Origin of the sequence: Streptomyces sp. HNM0575, from assembly GCF_012726265.1 — a bacterium.
In the GTDB taxonomy this organism is placed as follows: Bacteria; Actinomycetota; Actinomycetes; order Streptomycetales; family Streptomycetaceae; genus Streptomyces.
Genome location: NZ_JAASAG010000009.1, coordinates 263,144 through 277,962 on the forward strand (window position 1 = coordinate 263,144; position 14,819 = coordinate 277,962).

Here is a 14,819-nt window from a genome sequence, read left to right on the forward strand (position 1 = left end):
GGGGCCGGTGTGCGCTGTTCCTGCGACCGGAGAGGGGCCGGGCCGAAAGCCCCGGAGACGCGGCGTCACCTCGGCTGTGGGCCTTGCCCCTGCCGGACGGGGGCGGTTGATCGGGTCGGGGACGGTCAGGTCGGATCTTCTGCGCCCGTGTTCTCCTCATGTGCCGCATGGCGTACGCGGGTTGCGACTGCGTCGTAGCCCTCCGAGGCGGCAGCCACGACGGCCTGTGACAGCGAACCGGCGAGATTCGCCCGCACGCCGGCCGCGTTCCAACTCAGGCCCGAGATGCAGCGGTCGGCGAAGATGCGAGCGACGGACGAGAGCCGTTCAAGGCCCCCCAGCAGGCCCGATGTCACTACGGGAGCCATGGCCGACACCTCCAGCTCACCGACGCAGGCCGCCGCTCGGGCACTCGTGGCCTCGCCCGCGATCTGGAGCGACGTCTGCATGACCAGCTCCGGAATCACCGGGTTCACCTTTCCCGGCATGATCGAGCTTCCGGCCTGTACCTCGGGCAGTTCGATCTCGGCGATGCCGCCCACCGGTCCCGAGGCCAGAAGACGCAGGTCCGTCGCGACGCGGGCAGCGGAACGAGCACAGCGGTCGATCGCCTCGCTCACGGCGACGAGGGGTTCCAGCGACGCCAGCGCCCAATAGGGGTTCTCCGCGGCGACGACCGGACAGCCGGACAGCTCTGCCAGTTCCGCAACCGCCGTCTCGGCGAACCCCGGTGGGGCACCGATCCCCGTGCCCACCGCCGTGGCCCCGAGCGGGACCTTCAGCAGTGCCCGCACCGAGGCACGCAGATCATCGGTGGCCTGCACGAGCCCGTAGGCATGGGAACGGTGCAGGGAATCGACGGGAAGCGCCACCGCATCCTGAAGGCACGTGCGGCCGAGCCGCTCCATCTCCGGGTACTGGTCGGCCTTCGCGCAGAGGGCGTCCACGAGGTGGCCGAGGCTCTCGACGGTCCGCGTGCTCGCCGTGTGCACCGCCACGGCGATGACGGTCGGCATCACGTCGTTGGTCGACTGCCCGCGGTTCACATGGTTGTTGGGGTGCACGGCGCCGCCGGCTCCGCGCACGCTCAGCAGCTGGGTGGCGCGCCGGGCCACCACCTCGTTGACGTTCATGTTCGTCGAGGTGCCTCCGCCTCCCTGAAGGACGGGCAGCGGGAACTGATCGTCGTGCAGCCCCTCGAGGACCTCGCGGGCCGCGGCGATCACCGCGTCCGCGATCACGGGGGCGAGGCCTCCCGTCCGCCGGTTCGCGCGTGCGGCCGCGATCTTGACCATCGCGAGCGCACGGAGGAGGTCCGGGTGGTCGTGCAGCCTGGGCCCGCTGAAGTCGAAGTTCGCGAGGGCCCTTGTCGTCTGAGCGCCGAACAGCACCTCTCGGGAGCCTTGGCCGGTCGGTTCTCCGCGCTCGCCGGCAGCGTCGTCGTGATTCACCAGATGGGCCAGGTGGCCAGGCCAATTAGTCACCGGCCAACCGTCACATTGGCCAGGCCACCTGTCAACCGGTCTATAGTGGCTTTCTGTGACGGCAGACTCTGAAGGAACAGCATCCATAGACGTGTTCACCGCCCCCGTGGTCGTCCGCAGCGCTGCGGCACAGGTGGCGGACAAGATCGTCGCCGCGATTCAGAACGGACGGATCCAGCAGCACGAACGTCTGCCGCCCGAGCGCGAGTTGGCCAAGCAGTTGCAGGTGAGCCGGCCGACCCTGCGGGAGGCATTCGCCGCGCTCGAACTGGCAGGCGTGATCGAATCGCACCAGGGCCGCGGCTCCGTGGTGGTGGCGGCCCCTTCGCATGTGGCCAACTGGGGCATAGAGGTGGTGCCCACCCAGGTCTTCGAAGCACGCCTCGCCATCGAGCCCCACCTCGCCGAACTGGCGGCGACGAAGCGCTACCGCGAGGACATCGACCGTCTGCGGCAGGCCGGCGCGGACCTCGAGGAGGAGTACGAGCGAACGGGCGCGTACCGCAGCGACCTTCACGTCCACCGGGCCATCGCCCGTGCGGCCCGCAACCCGATCCTCGCCGATGCCCTCGAATCGGCCCTGAAATACACGGAGTCGTCGCGTTGGGCCGACCTGCGGGCGCAGGCGCTCGCCGAGCCGCGCGCTCGCGAAGGGCACGTCGAGGAGACCCGTCGCGTCATCGATCACATCGAGGCCGGCGAGGCGGCTGAGGCCGCAGCGGTCTGGCGGGCCCATCTGACGTACTACCGCGACGAGATGCTCGACGGCCTCAAGAAGGAAACCGGCCGGGAGACGGCGGAGACGCCCCGCCCCGGGCGCTAGCTTCCCGACGGGCACGGATCCCTGACAGAGAACTTAGGCTAGCCTTGCCTAACTTGCTCTGTCTCCAGAGAGGGGCCGTCGTGCGTGCCGATCACCGCGCTCCGCTCCCACGCCGCCGCGTGCTCGGCAGCGCCGCATCGCTGGGACTCGGCGCGCTGCTTGCCGGCTGCGGCACCGACGGCGACGACTCCGAATCCGCCCCGGGCGCCTGGCGGTTCGAGGACGACCGGGGAAAAACGGCGAGGGCGCGGCGCACGCCCCGGCGAATCGTCGCGTACGTCGGCTCCGCGGCGGCCCTGTACGACTACGGCGTACGGTGCACCGCCGTCTTCGGCCCGAGCGACCCGGTCCACGGCAGGCCGAACCCGCAGGCAGGCCGTCTCCGGATGAAGGGCCTGACCGATCTGGGCTCCGCCTGGGGCGAGTTCGACATCGAGCGGTACGCGGCCCTGAAGCCCGAGCTCCTCATCAGCAACATGCTTCCACCGCCCGACCTGTGGTTCGTCCCCAAGGAGAGCGCGAAGAAGATCCTCGCCCTCGCGCCCGGTATCGGGATCAAGACCTCGCACACCACGCTCTCCCACCCGCTGCGGCGCTATGAGCAGTTGGCCGCCGCACTGGGCGCCGATGTGCGCACGCAGAAGGTGAAGGCGGCCAAGGCCCGTTTCAAGAGGGCGGAAGAAGAGTTGCGCAAGGCGGCGCGGGACCGTCCCGGACTGAAGGTCATGGCGGTCACGGGCGACACGGACAACATGTACGTCGCCGTGCCCGGCCCGTACTGCGATCTGGTCCACTACCGGGAGTTGGGCGTCGACCTCGTCGAGGGACGCAAGAGCGACAAGTGGGGCTTCTGGGAGTTCCTGAGCTGGGAGAACGCCGGCAAGTACCACGCGGACCTCATCCTGATCGACAACCGCGAGGCCGCCCTCACGCCCGAGGATCTCGAACGGAAGCCCACATGGCGGGAGTTGCCCGCCGTACGGGCCGGGCAGACCATGCCGTGGGCCATGGAGGAGCGCTACAGCTACGAGGGCTACGCCCCCGTGCTCGAAAGCCTCGCGGAAGGCATCCGGAAGGCGCGACCGCTCCGCTGACCCCGTTCCCCGCGGCCACGCGGGGCCCGGTACGTCACCGGTGTGCGCGGTATGCGGGCCCGGTCATGAGCGGCTCCCGTACGACCGTCGCTCATCGTACGACCGTCGCTCAGCGCAGGGGCGCCGCGTGGATCAAGGAGAATCCGTTGCCGGGCAGCACGGTGACGGTGGGAGCGGCGAACCCGGCCTCGCGGCACAGGGCGGCGAAGTCGTCGCGGGTCCGCTCCCGCCCGCCCACGTTCACCAGCATGTTGAGGTCGCTCAGGTACGGGGGCGCGACGCCTTCGTGCGGCACGGTGTCCGGCATCACCGGCTCGATGATCAGAAGCCGTCCGTCCTCGGTCATCGCCTCTCGGCAGTGCCCGAGAACGGTCGCGCACTGTGCGTCGTTCCAGTCGTGGATGATGCTCTTCAGCATGTACAGGTCGCCGCCGGCGGGGACGGAGCGGAAGAAGTCACCCGTCTCGAGGGTGCAGCGGTCCGCCACCCCGCCGTCCTGGAGTACGGCTCCCGCCTGAGCGAGGCCCTCGGCGGAGTCGAACAGCACGCCGTGCAGCCCCGGTTGGGCGCGCAGGACCGCCGAGAGCAGGGTGCCGTCCCCGCCGCCGACGTCGACGACCCTTTGGAAACCCGTGAAGTCGTAGTGCTTCGGGAGCAGTTCGGCGGTCGACCGGGTTCCCTGGCTCATCGCGGCGTTGAAGCGCGCCGACAGCCCGGGGTTCTCCTTGAGGTGGGTGAAGAAGTCCTTGCCGAAGACCGCGTCGAAGGACGTCTCACCGGTACGGACGCTGTCGTCGAGACGGTCCCAGCCGCGCAGCATCGCCGGATCGGTGAAGACGTGCACGAACGAGGCGATGGAGTCCGGCCGGTCCTCGCGCAGGACGGCCCCCTCCCCCGTAGCCGCGAACCGGCCCGGTGAGTCCTCCCTGAGCAGGCCGAGACCGGCCAGCGCACGCAGCAGCCTGAGCGTCGGCTGCGGAAGCGTGCCGCACTCGACGGCCACGTCCTGAGCGGTCCGCGGCTCATCCCGGAAGGCTTCGAAGACGCCCAGCCGAAGGCCGGTTGCCAGGGTCTGCGCGGCCATCGCCCCCAAGGCGAGCTCCACGGCCCGTGGCCGGGCCGGCGGCCCTGTCCGCTGCGTCTCCCTCGTCTGCCGCGTCTCCTGCTCTTCGCCATGACCGTTCACGGATCCCCCTGGGTCCTCAGGCGACACGAATTTGGAGTAAGGCAAGCCCAACCTAATGAGCGGAGTCCGGCCTGGCAGTCGTGAACGGCCCGTCCCGCGGGGGCGGTTGGGCTGCCGCCTCCACGAGCGCCGCGACCTCAGCCGGCAGGGGTATCCGCCCGGGTGTCCGCCGGTACGTCCCGTACGGGCAGCACCAGCCGGGCCGCAGTGCGGGGATGCGGGACGACTTCGACGGGATGCCGGTAGACGCGGGTGAGCGCGGCCGGATCCAGGACCTGGCCGGGCGGGCCCACCGAAATGACGCGGCCCCCGTCCAGCAGTGCGATGCGGTGCACGTGGGCGGCGGCCAGCGTCAGGTCGTGCAGTACGACGGCGACGGCCTCGCCCGCTGCGGCACGCTCGCGGCACACCCGCAGGACGAGTTCCTGATGGTGCAGGTCGAGGGCCGCTGTGGGCTCGTCCAGCAGGAGCACGGGCGCGCGTTGGGCGAGCACACGGGCCAGCGCGACGCGGGCGCGTTCGCCGCCGGACAGTGCGGAGAAGGGACGCGCCGCGAAGTCCGCGACCTCCGTGAGCGCCATCGCCTCGGCCACGGCCGCTTCGTCGTCGTCCTCGTGCGGGGTGCCCGTCCAGGGCGCGCGTCCCATACGGACGACCTCCGCGACGGTGAACGGGAAGGACAGCGTGGTGGTCTGGGGCAACACGGCGCGGAGCACGGCCAGTTCGCGGGCCGTCCATGCGCCGGCGGAGCGGCCCGCGATGTGCACGCTGCCCCCGCTGACGCGGGTGTCGGCGGCGAGCGCGGCCAGCAGCGTGGACTTGCCGGCACCGTTCGGGCCGACGAGCGCGACGACTTCGCCGGGGACGAGGGCGAGATCGGCGCCGTCGAGCACCGTACGGCCGCCGAGCCGCACGGTCGCGCCGCGCGCCTCCACCGCCGGGGTGCCCGGCGGCAGGGCCGGTTCGGCGGGTGCGGCGGGTGCGGCGGGTCGTCCTCGCGGCGAGGAGCGCGCGGAGCGCCGGAGCAGGTACGGGGAGGGGAGAAGTCGTGCCATGGACGGTGCCCTTTCCGTGAGGCGGAGACGAGTCCGTGAGGCGGAGACGAGTCCGTGGGGCGGAGACGGGAGAGCTATGCCCAGCCGCCCTGGCGTCGCCGGGTCCTGCGCAGGAGCCAGAAGAAGAACGGGCTGCCGAGCAGCGCGGTGAGGACGCCGAGGGGCAGTTCGGCGGGCTGTGCGACGGTACGGGCGGCGAGGTCGGCGGCGACGAGGACGGCGGCGCCGCCGAGCGCGCTGCCCGGCACCAGGAACCGGTGGCCGGGCCCCGCCGCCATGCGCAGCAGGTGCGGCACGAGCAGCCCCACGAAGGTCACGATGCCCGCGACGGCGACGGCGGCCGCCGTGAACAGCGCGACGACCAACACCAGGGCGACACGCAGCCGTTCGACATCGACGCCGAGGTGCCGCGCGGACCGTTCGCCGAGGGAGAGCAGGTCGAGCTTCCGGGCGTAGAAGGGTGCGACCAGCAGCCCGAGCAGGGCGCAGGGAAGGACAGCGAGCACCTTGGGCCAGGTGGCCTGCGCCAGCGAACCGAGCTGCCAGAAGGTGATCTGGGAGATCTGCGCGTTGTCGGCGTAGAAGACGAACAGGCCGATGAGGGCGCCCGCGAACGCGTTGACGGCGATGCCGGTGAGGATGAGCGTCACCACCTCCGTGCGGCCGCCGGAGCGCGAAAGCACGTACACGAGCAGCACGGTGGCGAGCCCGGAGACGAACGCGCAGGCGGCGACCGTCCAGTTGCCGAGGAAGGTCAGCCCGAGCGCGATGGAGGCGACGGCGCCCACGGCCGCTCCGGAGGAGATGCCGATCACGCCGGGTTCGGCCAGCGGGTTGCCGAACACGCCCTGCATCAGGGCTCCCGCGCAGCCGAGCGAGGCGCCGACGAGAAGGGCGAGAACGACGCGCGGCAGCCGCACGTTCCACAGCACGCTCTCGGCGACCCGGTCCAGCGGCGCGCCGCCCAGGCCCGACCGGTGGGCGAGCGAGCCGAGTACGTCGCCCACGGGGATCCCGTACGCGCCGATCCTCGCGGAGAGCAGGCCCAGCACGACGAGCGCGGCGACGAGTCCGGCGGTGAGCAGCGCGGGAGCGCCCCGGCGGTTACGGGGCGGGGTCTTCGCGGCCGAGATGTCCGCCGGCGGTCTGCCCGGATCCCCCGTCCCCGCTGCGTGCGAACGAGCCCCGGCTGTACGGGTGTTGAGACCGGCCGGGTCCGACTCCTTCGCCGGTTCCGTGTCCGTGCCGCCCTCGCCGGGACGCACCGGAGCGCTCACCTGGCTGCGTCCTCGTGGATCTGCCGGGAGAGGTCCTTGAGCACCTCGTCGGTGCGGGGGCCGTAGTTGAGGAGTACGCCGTCGTCGATGGAGGCGACTCGGCGGTCCTGTCCGGCGGGTGTCTCGGCGACGCCGGGGATCTTGAGCAGCCCGTCCAGCCCGCCCACGGACTCCAGGCCCTTGGACATGACGAGGATGACGTCGGGCGCCGCCTTCGCGAGCGCCTCGCTGGTGATGGCGGTGAAGTCCTTCTTCAGCCCGGACTCCTTGCCCGCGTCGACGCCGCCCGCCGCCTCGATCAGGGACGAGGCACCGGAGCGTGCACCGCCGAGGAGGTAGACGGAGGCGGAGCCGCGCAGGTAGAGGAAGGCGACGCGGGGCCGGTCGCCGCCGCCGGGCAGGGCCTCGCGTACGGCGTCGATGCGCTCGTCCGTGCGCTCGCGCAGCCGGTCGCCCGCGTCCTCCACGCCAAGTGCCTTGGCCACGGCGGTGATCCGGGTGTCCACGTCGCCGAGGTCCCGGGCGGGGTCGAGGACGACCAGCGGGATGCCCGCCTCGCGGATCTGGTCGACGGCCTCGGCCGGTCCCGTCGTGGTCTCGGCGAGTACGACGGACGGCTTGAGGGACAGCACGCTCTCCGCGGAGACGTCGTGCGCGCGGGTGACCACGGGCAGCTTCCTTGCCTGCGCGAACGTGGTGGTGATGTCACGGGCGACGACCCGCTTTCCGAGGCCGAGGCTGTAGACGGTCTCGGAGAGGGACCCGGTGAGCGGCACGATGCGACGGGCGTCGCGCACCGTCACCCGGTGCCCGTCCGCGGACGTGACGCGGGCGGGCAGCCGGGGCTCGGGGGCGGGGCCGCTCAGGGGCTCGGCGCGGTCGCCGGCCGAGTGCGCGGACCGCTCCCCACCGCTCCCGGATCCCTTCCCCGGTCCCCCGCCGGCGCCCCCGCCGCAGCCGGCGAGGAGGGCGGGCGCCAGGACGAGTACGACCGCCAAGGCCCCGAGTGTGCGCGGGCGTTGATGCACTTCTGCGCCTTTCGCGTGGAGTGCCGGAACCGGGGGGTTCCAGTCGAGTCCCGGATAGCTTAGGTTAGGCTTACCTAACGTTGCTAGTCCCGGTTGTCCCTCGCCCCACGCCCGGGTCCCACGCCCGGCCCCACCGAGTGCCGGCCCGACCGGCCGACCACCGTGGCCGTGCCCGCTGTGACTGGAGAAGCACCGATGCCGTTTGCCGGACGCCTGCCGCGCGCACTCGCGCTGGCGCTGCTGACCGCGCTGCCGCTGACGGCGATGCCGGCGGCCGCCGCGGAGGCGGCGACGGCCGCGGCTCCCGAAGCGGCCAGGGCCGACGCGGCCCAACAGGCCGTCTCCGGCGGGCGGTTGGACTGGGGCATCAAGGAGTCCTTCCAGAGCTATGTGACCGGGCCCATCGCCAAGGGCCGCTGGACCCTCGACGACGGTGCGGCGACGGCCGGCAGAAGCCAGTTCCGGTTCCACTCGGCGACCGGCGACTACTCCCCCGGGAGCGGCGCCTTCGACGCCGCGTTCCGGGGCGGCGTCCGCTTCACCGGGCACAAGAAGCCCGACGGCACCCATGAGTTGGATCTGACCGTCAGCCGGCCGTCCGTCCGGATCAAGGGCGGCTCGGGCACCCTGTACGCCGACATCCGCAGCAAGGCCAAGGGCAGCGGACACCTGTCCGTACGGTCCCGAGTGCCGCTCGCCGCACTGGATCTCTCCGGCGTGGACATGCGCGGCGGCAAGAGCCCCCTCGTCCTGACCCACGTGCCCGCCTCCCTGACCGCCGAGGGCGCCGAGTCGTTCGCCGGCTACTACAAGAAGGGCACGCCGCTCGACCCCGTCAGCCTCTCCGTCGATCTGACGGCGCGGCAGGGGAAGAAGGGCGGCGACGCGGGCAAGGACGAGTCCGCGAAGGACGGCGCGGAGAAGCCGGAGGACGCGGGCCGCATCGAGGACGCCGCCGTCGACTGGGGCGTGCGCCGCACCTTCCGCGAGTACGTCACCGGCACCGTCGCCAAGGGCGGGTGGAAGCTCACCGACGGCGCACAGGACGGCGGCGCGCTCTTCCGCTTCGGTCACGGCAAGGGCGAGTACGACCTCGAAGAGGGCGTGCTCCGGGCGGACTTCACCGGCACGGTCCGCTTCACCGGCCAGCACCTCGACCTCGCGCTGTCGAAGGTCTCCGTGCGCGTCGACGACGGCGAAGGCACCCTCTCCGCCGATGTGCGCACCGGCGGCAGGACCGCGAAGGATCAGCCACTGGTGACCTTCACCGCGAAGAAGTCCGCCCTCGAACCGGACGGCAAGGGCCTGGTCGCCCTCGACGAGGCGCCGGCGAAGCTCACTTCCCGGGGCGCCAGGGCATTCGGCGGGATGTATGCCGAGGGCACCGCCATGGACCCCGTCTCGCTCGCCGTCGCGCTCGACCGCGACGCCGAACTCCCCGCACTCCCCGACCTCGGCAGTGGAGCCTCCGCGCCCTCGCAGGAGAAGGCCGGATCGCAGCGGTCCGGGAAGGCCGCCTCCGAATCCTCCGCCTCCTCGTCGGGGCCGCTGATCGCGACCGGAGCGGGAGTCGCCGCCGTACTCCTCGCCGCCGCGATCGCGTTCGCCGTCGTCCGCAGGAAGCGAGGCGACCCTCCCGCCGGCTGAGCCGAGCGCGCAGCACGCCCCGCCTCCGATCCCCACCGTCCGCCACTCCGAGGAGAGAAACACGACCATGAGCGCCAACCCACCATCCCCGCGCAGCCGTTCACGCGGCAGAGCCATCGCTCTGGTCGCCGCGACGGCGACCGTGCTGAGCACGGCGGCCTTCGCGCTGCCCGCTCACGCCGCGACCGGAGCCCGGAGCAACACCCTCGCCGGGGCCCGGCCCGCTCCGGCCGCTCCCGTCCCGCTCACGGACGGCACCCTGGACTGGGGCATCAAGAAGTCCTTCCGCGACTACATCACGGGGCCGATAGCCAACGGCAGGATCACGGTCGCGGACGGCGCGGAGACGAACGAGGACGGCACCTTCCGCTTCACGGAGGGCGAGGGCACGTACGACACGGGCGGGCACGCCGTGTGCGCCGCCTTCCACGGCAGCGTCCATCTCTACGGCCACCAGGGCGCGCTCGACATCGAACTGTCCGACTTCAAGGTCACCACCGAGGGGAAGGGCGGCTTCCTGTCGGCCGATGTGGCGACCGGCACCGGCGCGGACGGGACGGACGAGCCCGAGGACGTCGAGCAGGACGTCGACCTCGCCGCTCTCGACCTGACGGACGTCGAGCCGGGAACCGGCGAGGACGGCGCGACGACGTTCGCGGACGTCCCCGCGACCCTCACCGCCGACGGCGCCAAGGCCTTCGCGGGCTACTACAAGGAGGGCGAGAAGCTGGACCCGGCGACGCTCAACGTGCGTACGGGCAGCGGCGGTTCGGGCGGTTCCGGGGGCGGAGGCACGGCAGGCGGCTCGGCGGGCACCGCCGGCTCCGGCAGCACCGCCGGCTCCGGGAACACTGGCAGCACGGCAGGCGGCCCCGGCGGGAGTCCGGAGGGGGACGGTACGAGCAGCTCCGGCGGGAGCGCTGCGGGCAGCAGCACCGCCGGGTCCCGGAGCGGCACCATCGTCGACGGCAACCTCGACTGGGGCGTCAAGAAGTCCTTCCGCGAATACGTCACGGGGCCCATCGCCCACGGCAAGGTGGTCCTCTCCGACGGCGCCCGATCCACCGACGGCGGCTACCGCTTCCCCGACGGCAGCGGCAAGGCCGAATCCGGCTCCCTGAACGCCTCGTTCAAGGGCGGCGTCCGCTTCCTCGGCCACGAGGAAGACGGCTCCTACAGCCTCGACCTCACCTTCTCCGGCCTCAGGGTGAAGGCGGACGGCACCAAGGGCACGCTCATATCCGACGTGCGCAGCAAGGACCGGGAGAGCGGCAAGGTCACCACGCACAAGGCCCTCTCCGTCGCGAGCCTCAAGCTGGACGCCGGCGCGCTGGACCCGGTCAAGGACGTCGTCACCGTGAAGAAGGCCCCGGCCACGCTCACCACCGAGGGAGCGGAGGCCTTCGGCGGCTTCTACGAGGCGGGCGACGCGCTCGACCCGGTCACGGCGGCGGTCTCGCTCGACGAGAACGCCTCACTGCCCGGGGCGGGTTCGGGTGACGGTCCCGGATCGTCAAGCGGTACGGGCGGTGGCGACGGCGCCTCCGCGGGCGGTGCGGGCAGCGTCGGCGGTGCGGGCGGCAGCGGGGCGCTCGCTTCCACCGGCAGCAGCCTGCCCTCCGGTCCGCTGCTGGGCGGCGCGGCGCTGCTCGCCGCGCTGGGTGCCGGAGCGGTGTGCGCCGCGCACCGCCGCACCCGCAGCACCCCGGGCACCACGCACGGGAGCTGACCCCCTGAACCGGCCGGCGGCCTCGCCGACACGTGGCCGCCGGCCCCTGACGAGAGCTGATGGGCCAGCTCTCCGGCACCCCCCGCTCCATCGTTCCGTCCGTACCACGGCCTCGGGCGGAACGCGGCCGGCCCTCTGGGAGGGGCGTCCGGCGGGGGGTGCGTCCATCGCTTCCCGGGATCGATCAGCCCGGCACCTCACGGCACGGCCCGACCGGGCCCGGGTCAGCCCGCGTCATAGCTCACCACCCCGGCCCGGTCGAAGTTGGCCTCGCCGTGCGAGCCGAGCGGTTCACCGGTTGCACTCCACTCACGGCCCGTACGGCGATCCCGGCTCGGTCCGGCCACGGACGGCCCGGCGGCGCCTGGCCCCGGCCGCGCGGTCAGCGGGGGCCGTGACCCCACAGACCGGCCCGGTTGAGCGACTGGGGGCAGTGCCGGTAGATCTCGTCCGTCTCGATGAGAAGGGCCAGTCGGGGCCTGCGGCCCTTCGACGTCATGTCGTCGAAGAAGGGCGCGTCCCGCAGGATCCGCGCCCGCCCGTTGACGCGCAGGACGTCGGTCGAGCCGGGCACCAGGAACACGAGCCCGGCGCGGGGGTTCCGGAGGATGTTGTGGAAGCTGTCGCCCCGCCGGTTGCCGGGCAGGTCCGGCAGTACCAGCGTTCCCGGGTCGAGTGCCCGGGCGAAGCCCGGTTCGCCGCCTCGCGGGGAGGCGTCGCAGTTGCCGTCCGCGTCGCTGGTGGCCAGCAGGCAGAACGGTGAGCGGGCCAGCATGTCCAAGTCGGCGTCGGCCAGCCGCCGGTGGACCTTGTCCAGCACGATCGGGTGCGGCTCGCCCAGGAGTTCGCGGAGCTGGGCCGCGGAGCCGACCTCGGTGAAGCCGGTGCGGTCGGCGGCCGGCGGCAGGTCCTCGACGGTGATCTGGGCGCCGGCGGTGGCCGGTTGGGGGTTCGGCACTTCTGCTCCCGGTTCGGCGCCTGCGCCGCCGGCGACGTGGTGGCCCGCCGGTCAGGCCGCGGTTCGTTATTAGGATAGGCTGACCTAACTTTACTTCACGACAGGCCAGCCCTTCCCCGCGTCCGTGATCGCGCCGGGCCGGGCATGACGAGGGGCAGCAGAGTGCGACGATCCGCGCCCCGCGAACGCGCTCCGGCCCTCACCGCAGGAACCGGAGAGCCACCCCCGGACGGGGCCGCGCCTCCGGACGACGTCGCCGCGTATCTGCGTCGTACGGCCGACTCCGGTGCCGGGCACGGCAGATGGCGCCGCCCGCGGGGCCGCGCCGTCGTCGCCGCCGGGCTGCCGGTCGCGGCCATCGCGCTGCTGCTGACGGTGGCGGCCAGCCTCCTCATCGGCAGCGGCGACGTCTCCGCAGCGGCCGTATGGCACGCCGTCGCTCCCTTCGGCGGCTCCTACGACCCCGCCGACAAGGCGCAGTTGATCGTCCGCGAGGTGCGTGTGCCCCGCACCCTCGCCGGGGTGCTGGCCGGTGTCGCGCTGGGGCTGGCCGGGGCGGTGATGCAGGGGGTGACCCGCAATCCGCTCGCGGATCCGGGGCTGCTGGGCGTCAACTCGGGCGCGTCCGTGGCCGTGGTGCTCTCGATGAGCGTGTTCGGTCTGACCGAGCCGGGACAGTACGTCTGGTTCGGCCTGCTCGGGGCGCTGTTCGCGGCGGCCCTCGTGCACGGGGTGGGGGCGCTCGGCCCGGCGGGTGCCACTCCCGTGAAGCTGGCGCTCGCGGGCGCGGCGACCAGCGCCGTGCTCGGCTCGCTCACAACTGCCGTGCTGCTGACCGACGATGAGACCTTCGAGCAGTTCCGCTTCTGGCAGGTGGGGGCGCTCACCGCGCGGGAGACCGGCGTGCTGTGGCAGGTCGCGCCGCTGCTGGCGGTCGGCGTGTGCTGCGCGCTGCTGCTGGGACCGCGACTGAACGCGCTCGCGCTCGGCGACGACCTGGCCCGCGGGCTGGGGCAGCGGGTGGGGGCGGCACGGGCCGGGGCCGTGGCCGCCGTGGTGCTGCTCGCGGGCGGGGCGACCGTCGTGGCCGGGCCGATCGGTTTCGTCGGCCTCGTGGTGCCGCACGCGGCGCGGCTGCTCACCGGGCCCGACTACCGCTGGATCCTGCCCTACAGCGCGCTGTTGGCACCGGTACTGCTCCTCCTCGCCGACCTGGCCGGCCGTCTGATCGCCTGGCCGGGCGAGGTGCAGGCCGGCATCGTCACCGCGGCGATCGGCGCGGTGCCCTTCGTCGCGCTGGTACGGCGCCGGAAGACGGCCGAGCTGTGAACGGCCGCCGGGATCAGCACCCGCACCCGCACCCGCACGCGCACGCTGTGGCCGGGCTCACCGCACCCGACGCCATGCCGCTCGGCGAGCGGAACGGCACGGGCGCGCCGACCGGCACGGGCCCGCCGGTGTTCTCCGAGGCCCAAGTCGCCGCCGCCGTACGGGAGGTGCGCCGTGCCCGCCGCGCACCGGCCGTCCGCTCGGCGGCCGTCGCCGGCGTGCTCGCCGCGGGAGTGCTCGCCGTGCTGTGCGCGAGCCTGTCATACGGCGAAGTGGCCATCCCCGTCCCGGAGTTGCTGCGCACCCTTGCCGGCGGGGGTACCGGCGGCAGCCGCTTCGTCCTGCTCGACCTGCGGCTGCCCCGGGCGCTCACCGGGCTGCTGACGGGGGCGGCGTTCGGCATGTCGGGCGCGGTCTTCCAGACCATGCTGCGCAACCCCCTCGCCAGCCCCGACATCATCGGCATCAGCGCCGGAGCGAGTGCGGCAGCCGTACTGGGCAGCCTCGTGTTCGGGCTGTCCGGTATCGCGCTGTCCGGCATGGCGCTTGCCGGGGCGCTGGTGGCGAGCGCCCTGATCTACGCGCTCGCGTGGCGGCGGGGCGTCGCCGGGTACCGCCTGGTGCTCGTCGGCATCGGCGTGGGTGCTGCGCTCTCCAGTCTCATCTCCTACGTACTGACCCGCTCCGAGGTGACCGAGGCGCAGCAGGCCCTGGTCTGGCTCACCGGCAGCCTCAACGAGCGCTCCTGGAAGCACGTCTGGCCGCTGCTGGGCGCCCTGGCAGTGCTCACGCCGCTCACCTTCCTTGCCGCGCGCACGCTGCGGGTGCTGGAGCTGGGCGACGAGACGGCGGGCGGACTCGGTGCGGCCGTGCAGCGCAGCAGGGTCGCGCTGCTGGCATGCGCGGTGGGGCTGTCCGCCGCGGCGACGGCGGCCGCGGGGCCGGTGGCGTTCGTGGCGTTCGTATCGGCCCCGATCGCCCGCCGCCTGGCACCCTCGCGCGGCCCGGCGCTGACGCACTCGGCGCTGCTGGGCTCGCTCATCGTCCTGCTCGCCGACTTCGTGGCGCAGCATCTGCTCGGGGAGACGCAGTTCCCGGTGGGCGTGGTGACGAGCGTGATCGGGGCGCCGTATCTGCTGTGGCTGCTGGCGCGTACGAACCGGGTGGGGAAAGGCGGTTGACGGTGGCGGTGTACGCGAAGGACGGGCG

The 14,819-nt window shown here is 72.9% G+C and carries 12 protein-coding genes; 6 read left to right on the forward strand and 6 right to left on the reverse strand.

Annotation, left to right across the window (positions count from 1 at the left end; all coding sequences use genetic code 11):
• Positions 1-125: 125 nt before the first annotated feature.
• Positions 126-1,484 (reverse strand): lyase family protein, encoded by a 1,359-nt coding sequence (locus HCC61_RS22070; protein WP_169137940.1) that lies wholly within the window; start codon positions 1,482-1,484, stop codon positions 126-128.
• Positions 1,485-1,539: 55 nt separating this feature from the next.
• Between HCC61_RS22070 and HCC61_RS31300 the strand changes: the two genes are divergently transcribed.
• Together HCC61_RS31300 and HCC61_RS22080 are read left to right on the forward strand one after the other, a co-directional pair.
• Positions 1,540-2,307, forward strand: a complete 768-nt coding sequence (locus tag HCC61_RS31300) for a GntR family transcriptional regulator (RefSeq protein WP_346777323.1) — start codon at positions 1,540-1,542, stop codon at positions 2,305-2,307.
• A gap of 80 nt (positions 2,308-2,387) precedes the next feature.
• Positions 2,388-3,401 (forward strand): ABC transporter substrate-binding protein, encoded by a 1,014-nt coding sequence (locus HCC61_RS22080; protein ID WP_346777324.1) that lies wholly within the window; start codon positions 2,388-2,390, stop codon positions 3,399-3,401.
• 109 nt (positions 3,402-3,510) lie between these two features.
• Here the strand turns inward: HCC61_RS22080 and HCC61_RS22085 are convergent, their stop codons facing one another.
• The 4 genes from HCC61_RS22085 to HCC61_RS22100 form a co-directional block, all read right to left on the reverse strand.
• Positions 3,511-4,506 (reverse strand): methyltransferase, encoded by a 996-nt coding sequence (locus HCC61_RS22085; protein ID WP_346777335.1) that lies wholly within the window; start codon positions 4,504-4,506, stop codon positions 3,511-3,513.
• 218 nt (positions 4,507-4,724) lie between these two features.
• Positions 4,725-5,642 carry a heme ABC transporter ATP-binding protein gene (locus tag HCC61_RS22090; RefSeq protein WP_169137944.1) on the reverse strand — a complete coding sequence of 306 codons (918 nt, stop codon included), beginning with the start codon at positions 5,640-5,642 and terminating at the stop codon, positions 4,725-4,727.
• A 74-nt stretch (positions 5,643-5,716) separates the two neighbouring features.
• The gene (locus HCC61_RS22095; protein WP_169138148.1) at positions 5,717-6,775 is read right to left on the reverse strand and encodes an iron ABC transporter permease; all 1,059 of its coding nucleotides are present in this window, start codon (positions 6,773-6,775) and stop codon (positions 5,717-5,719) included.
• 140 nt (positions 6,776-6,915) lie between these two features.
• Positions 6,916-7,917 carry an ABC transporter substrate-binding protein gene (locus tag HCC61_RS22100; RefSeq protein WP_206322832.1) on the reverse strand — a complete coding sequence of 334 codons (1,002 nt, stop codon included), beginning with the start codon at positions 7,915-7,917 and terminating at the stop codon, positions 6,916-6,918.
• 225 nt (positions 7,918-8,142) lie between these two features.
• On the opposite strand from HCC61_RS22100, the gene HCC61_RS22105 reads away from it, so the two are divergent.
• Together HCC61_RS22105 and HCC61_RS22110 are read left to right on the forward strand one after the other, a co-directional pair.
• Entirely contained in the window at positions 8,143-9,594 is a 1,452-nt protein-coding gene (locus HCC61_RS22105; protein ID WP_169137948.1) for an HtaA domain-containing protein, read from the forward strand.
• 67 nt (positions 9,595-9,661) lie between these two features.
• Positions 9,662-11,323 carry an HtaA domain-containing protein gene (locus HCC61_RS22110; protein WP_169137950.1) on the forward strand — a complete coding sequence of 554 codons (1,662 nt, stop codon included), beginning with the start codon at positions 9,662-9,664 and terminating at the stop codon, positions 11,321-11,323.
• A 382-nt stretch (positions 11,324-11,705) separates the two neighbouring features.
• Here HCC61_RS22110 and HCC61_RS22115 read toward each other — a convergent pair whose 3' ends face one another.
• Positions 11,706-12,230 carry an MSMEG_1061 family FMN-dependent PPOX-type flavoprotein gene (locus tag HCC61_RS22115; RefSeq protein ID WP_206322887.1) on the reverse strand — a complete coding sequence of 175 codons (525 nt, stop codon included), beginning with the start codon at positions 12,228-12,230 and terminating at the stop codon, positions 11,706-11,708.
• Positions 12,231-12,545: 315 nt separating this feature from the next.
• Here HCC61_RS22115 and HCC61_RS22120 point away from each other — a divergent pair, with 315 nt between their 5' ends.
• Together HCC61_RS22120 and HCC61_RS22125 are read left to right on the forward strand one after the other, a co-directional pair.
• The gene (locus tag HCC61_RS22120; protein WP_240969195.1) at positions 12,546-13,610 is read left to right on the forward strand and encodes an iron chelate uptake ABC transporter family permease subunit; all 1,065 of its coding nucleotides are present in this window, start codon (positions 12,546-12,548) and stop codon (positions 13,608-13,610) included.
• 74 nt (positions 13,611-13,684) lie between these two features.
• Positions 13,685-14,791 (forward strand): iron chelate uptake ABC transporter family permease subunit, encoded by a 1,107-nt coding sequence (locus tag HCC61_RS22125; protein WP_169138150.1) that lies wholly within the window; start codon positions 13,685-13,687, stop codon positions 14,789-14,791.
• Positions 14,792-14,819 lie beyond the last annotated feature (28 nt).

Excerpts from the sequence above, each read along its gene's own strand:
- HCC61_RS22110 (WP_169137950.1), top strand. The coding sequence starts at position 9,662 with ATGAGCGCCAACCCACCATCCCCGCGCAGCCGTTCACGCGGCAGAGCC.
- HCC61_RS22125 (WP_169138150.1), top strand. The coding sequence starts at position 13,685 with ATGCCGCTCGGCGAGCGGAACGGCACGGGCGCGCCGACCGGCACGGGC.
- HCC61_RS22090 (WP_169137944.1), bottom strand. The coding sequence starts at position 5,642 with ATGGCACGACTTCTCCCCTCCCCGTACCTGCTCCGGCGCTCCGCGCGC.
- HCC61_RS22105 (WP_169137948.1), top strand. The coding sequence starts at position 8,143 with ATGCCGTTTGCCGGACGCCTGCCGCGCGCACTCGCGCTGGCGCTGCTG.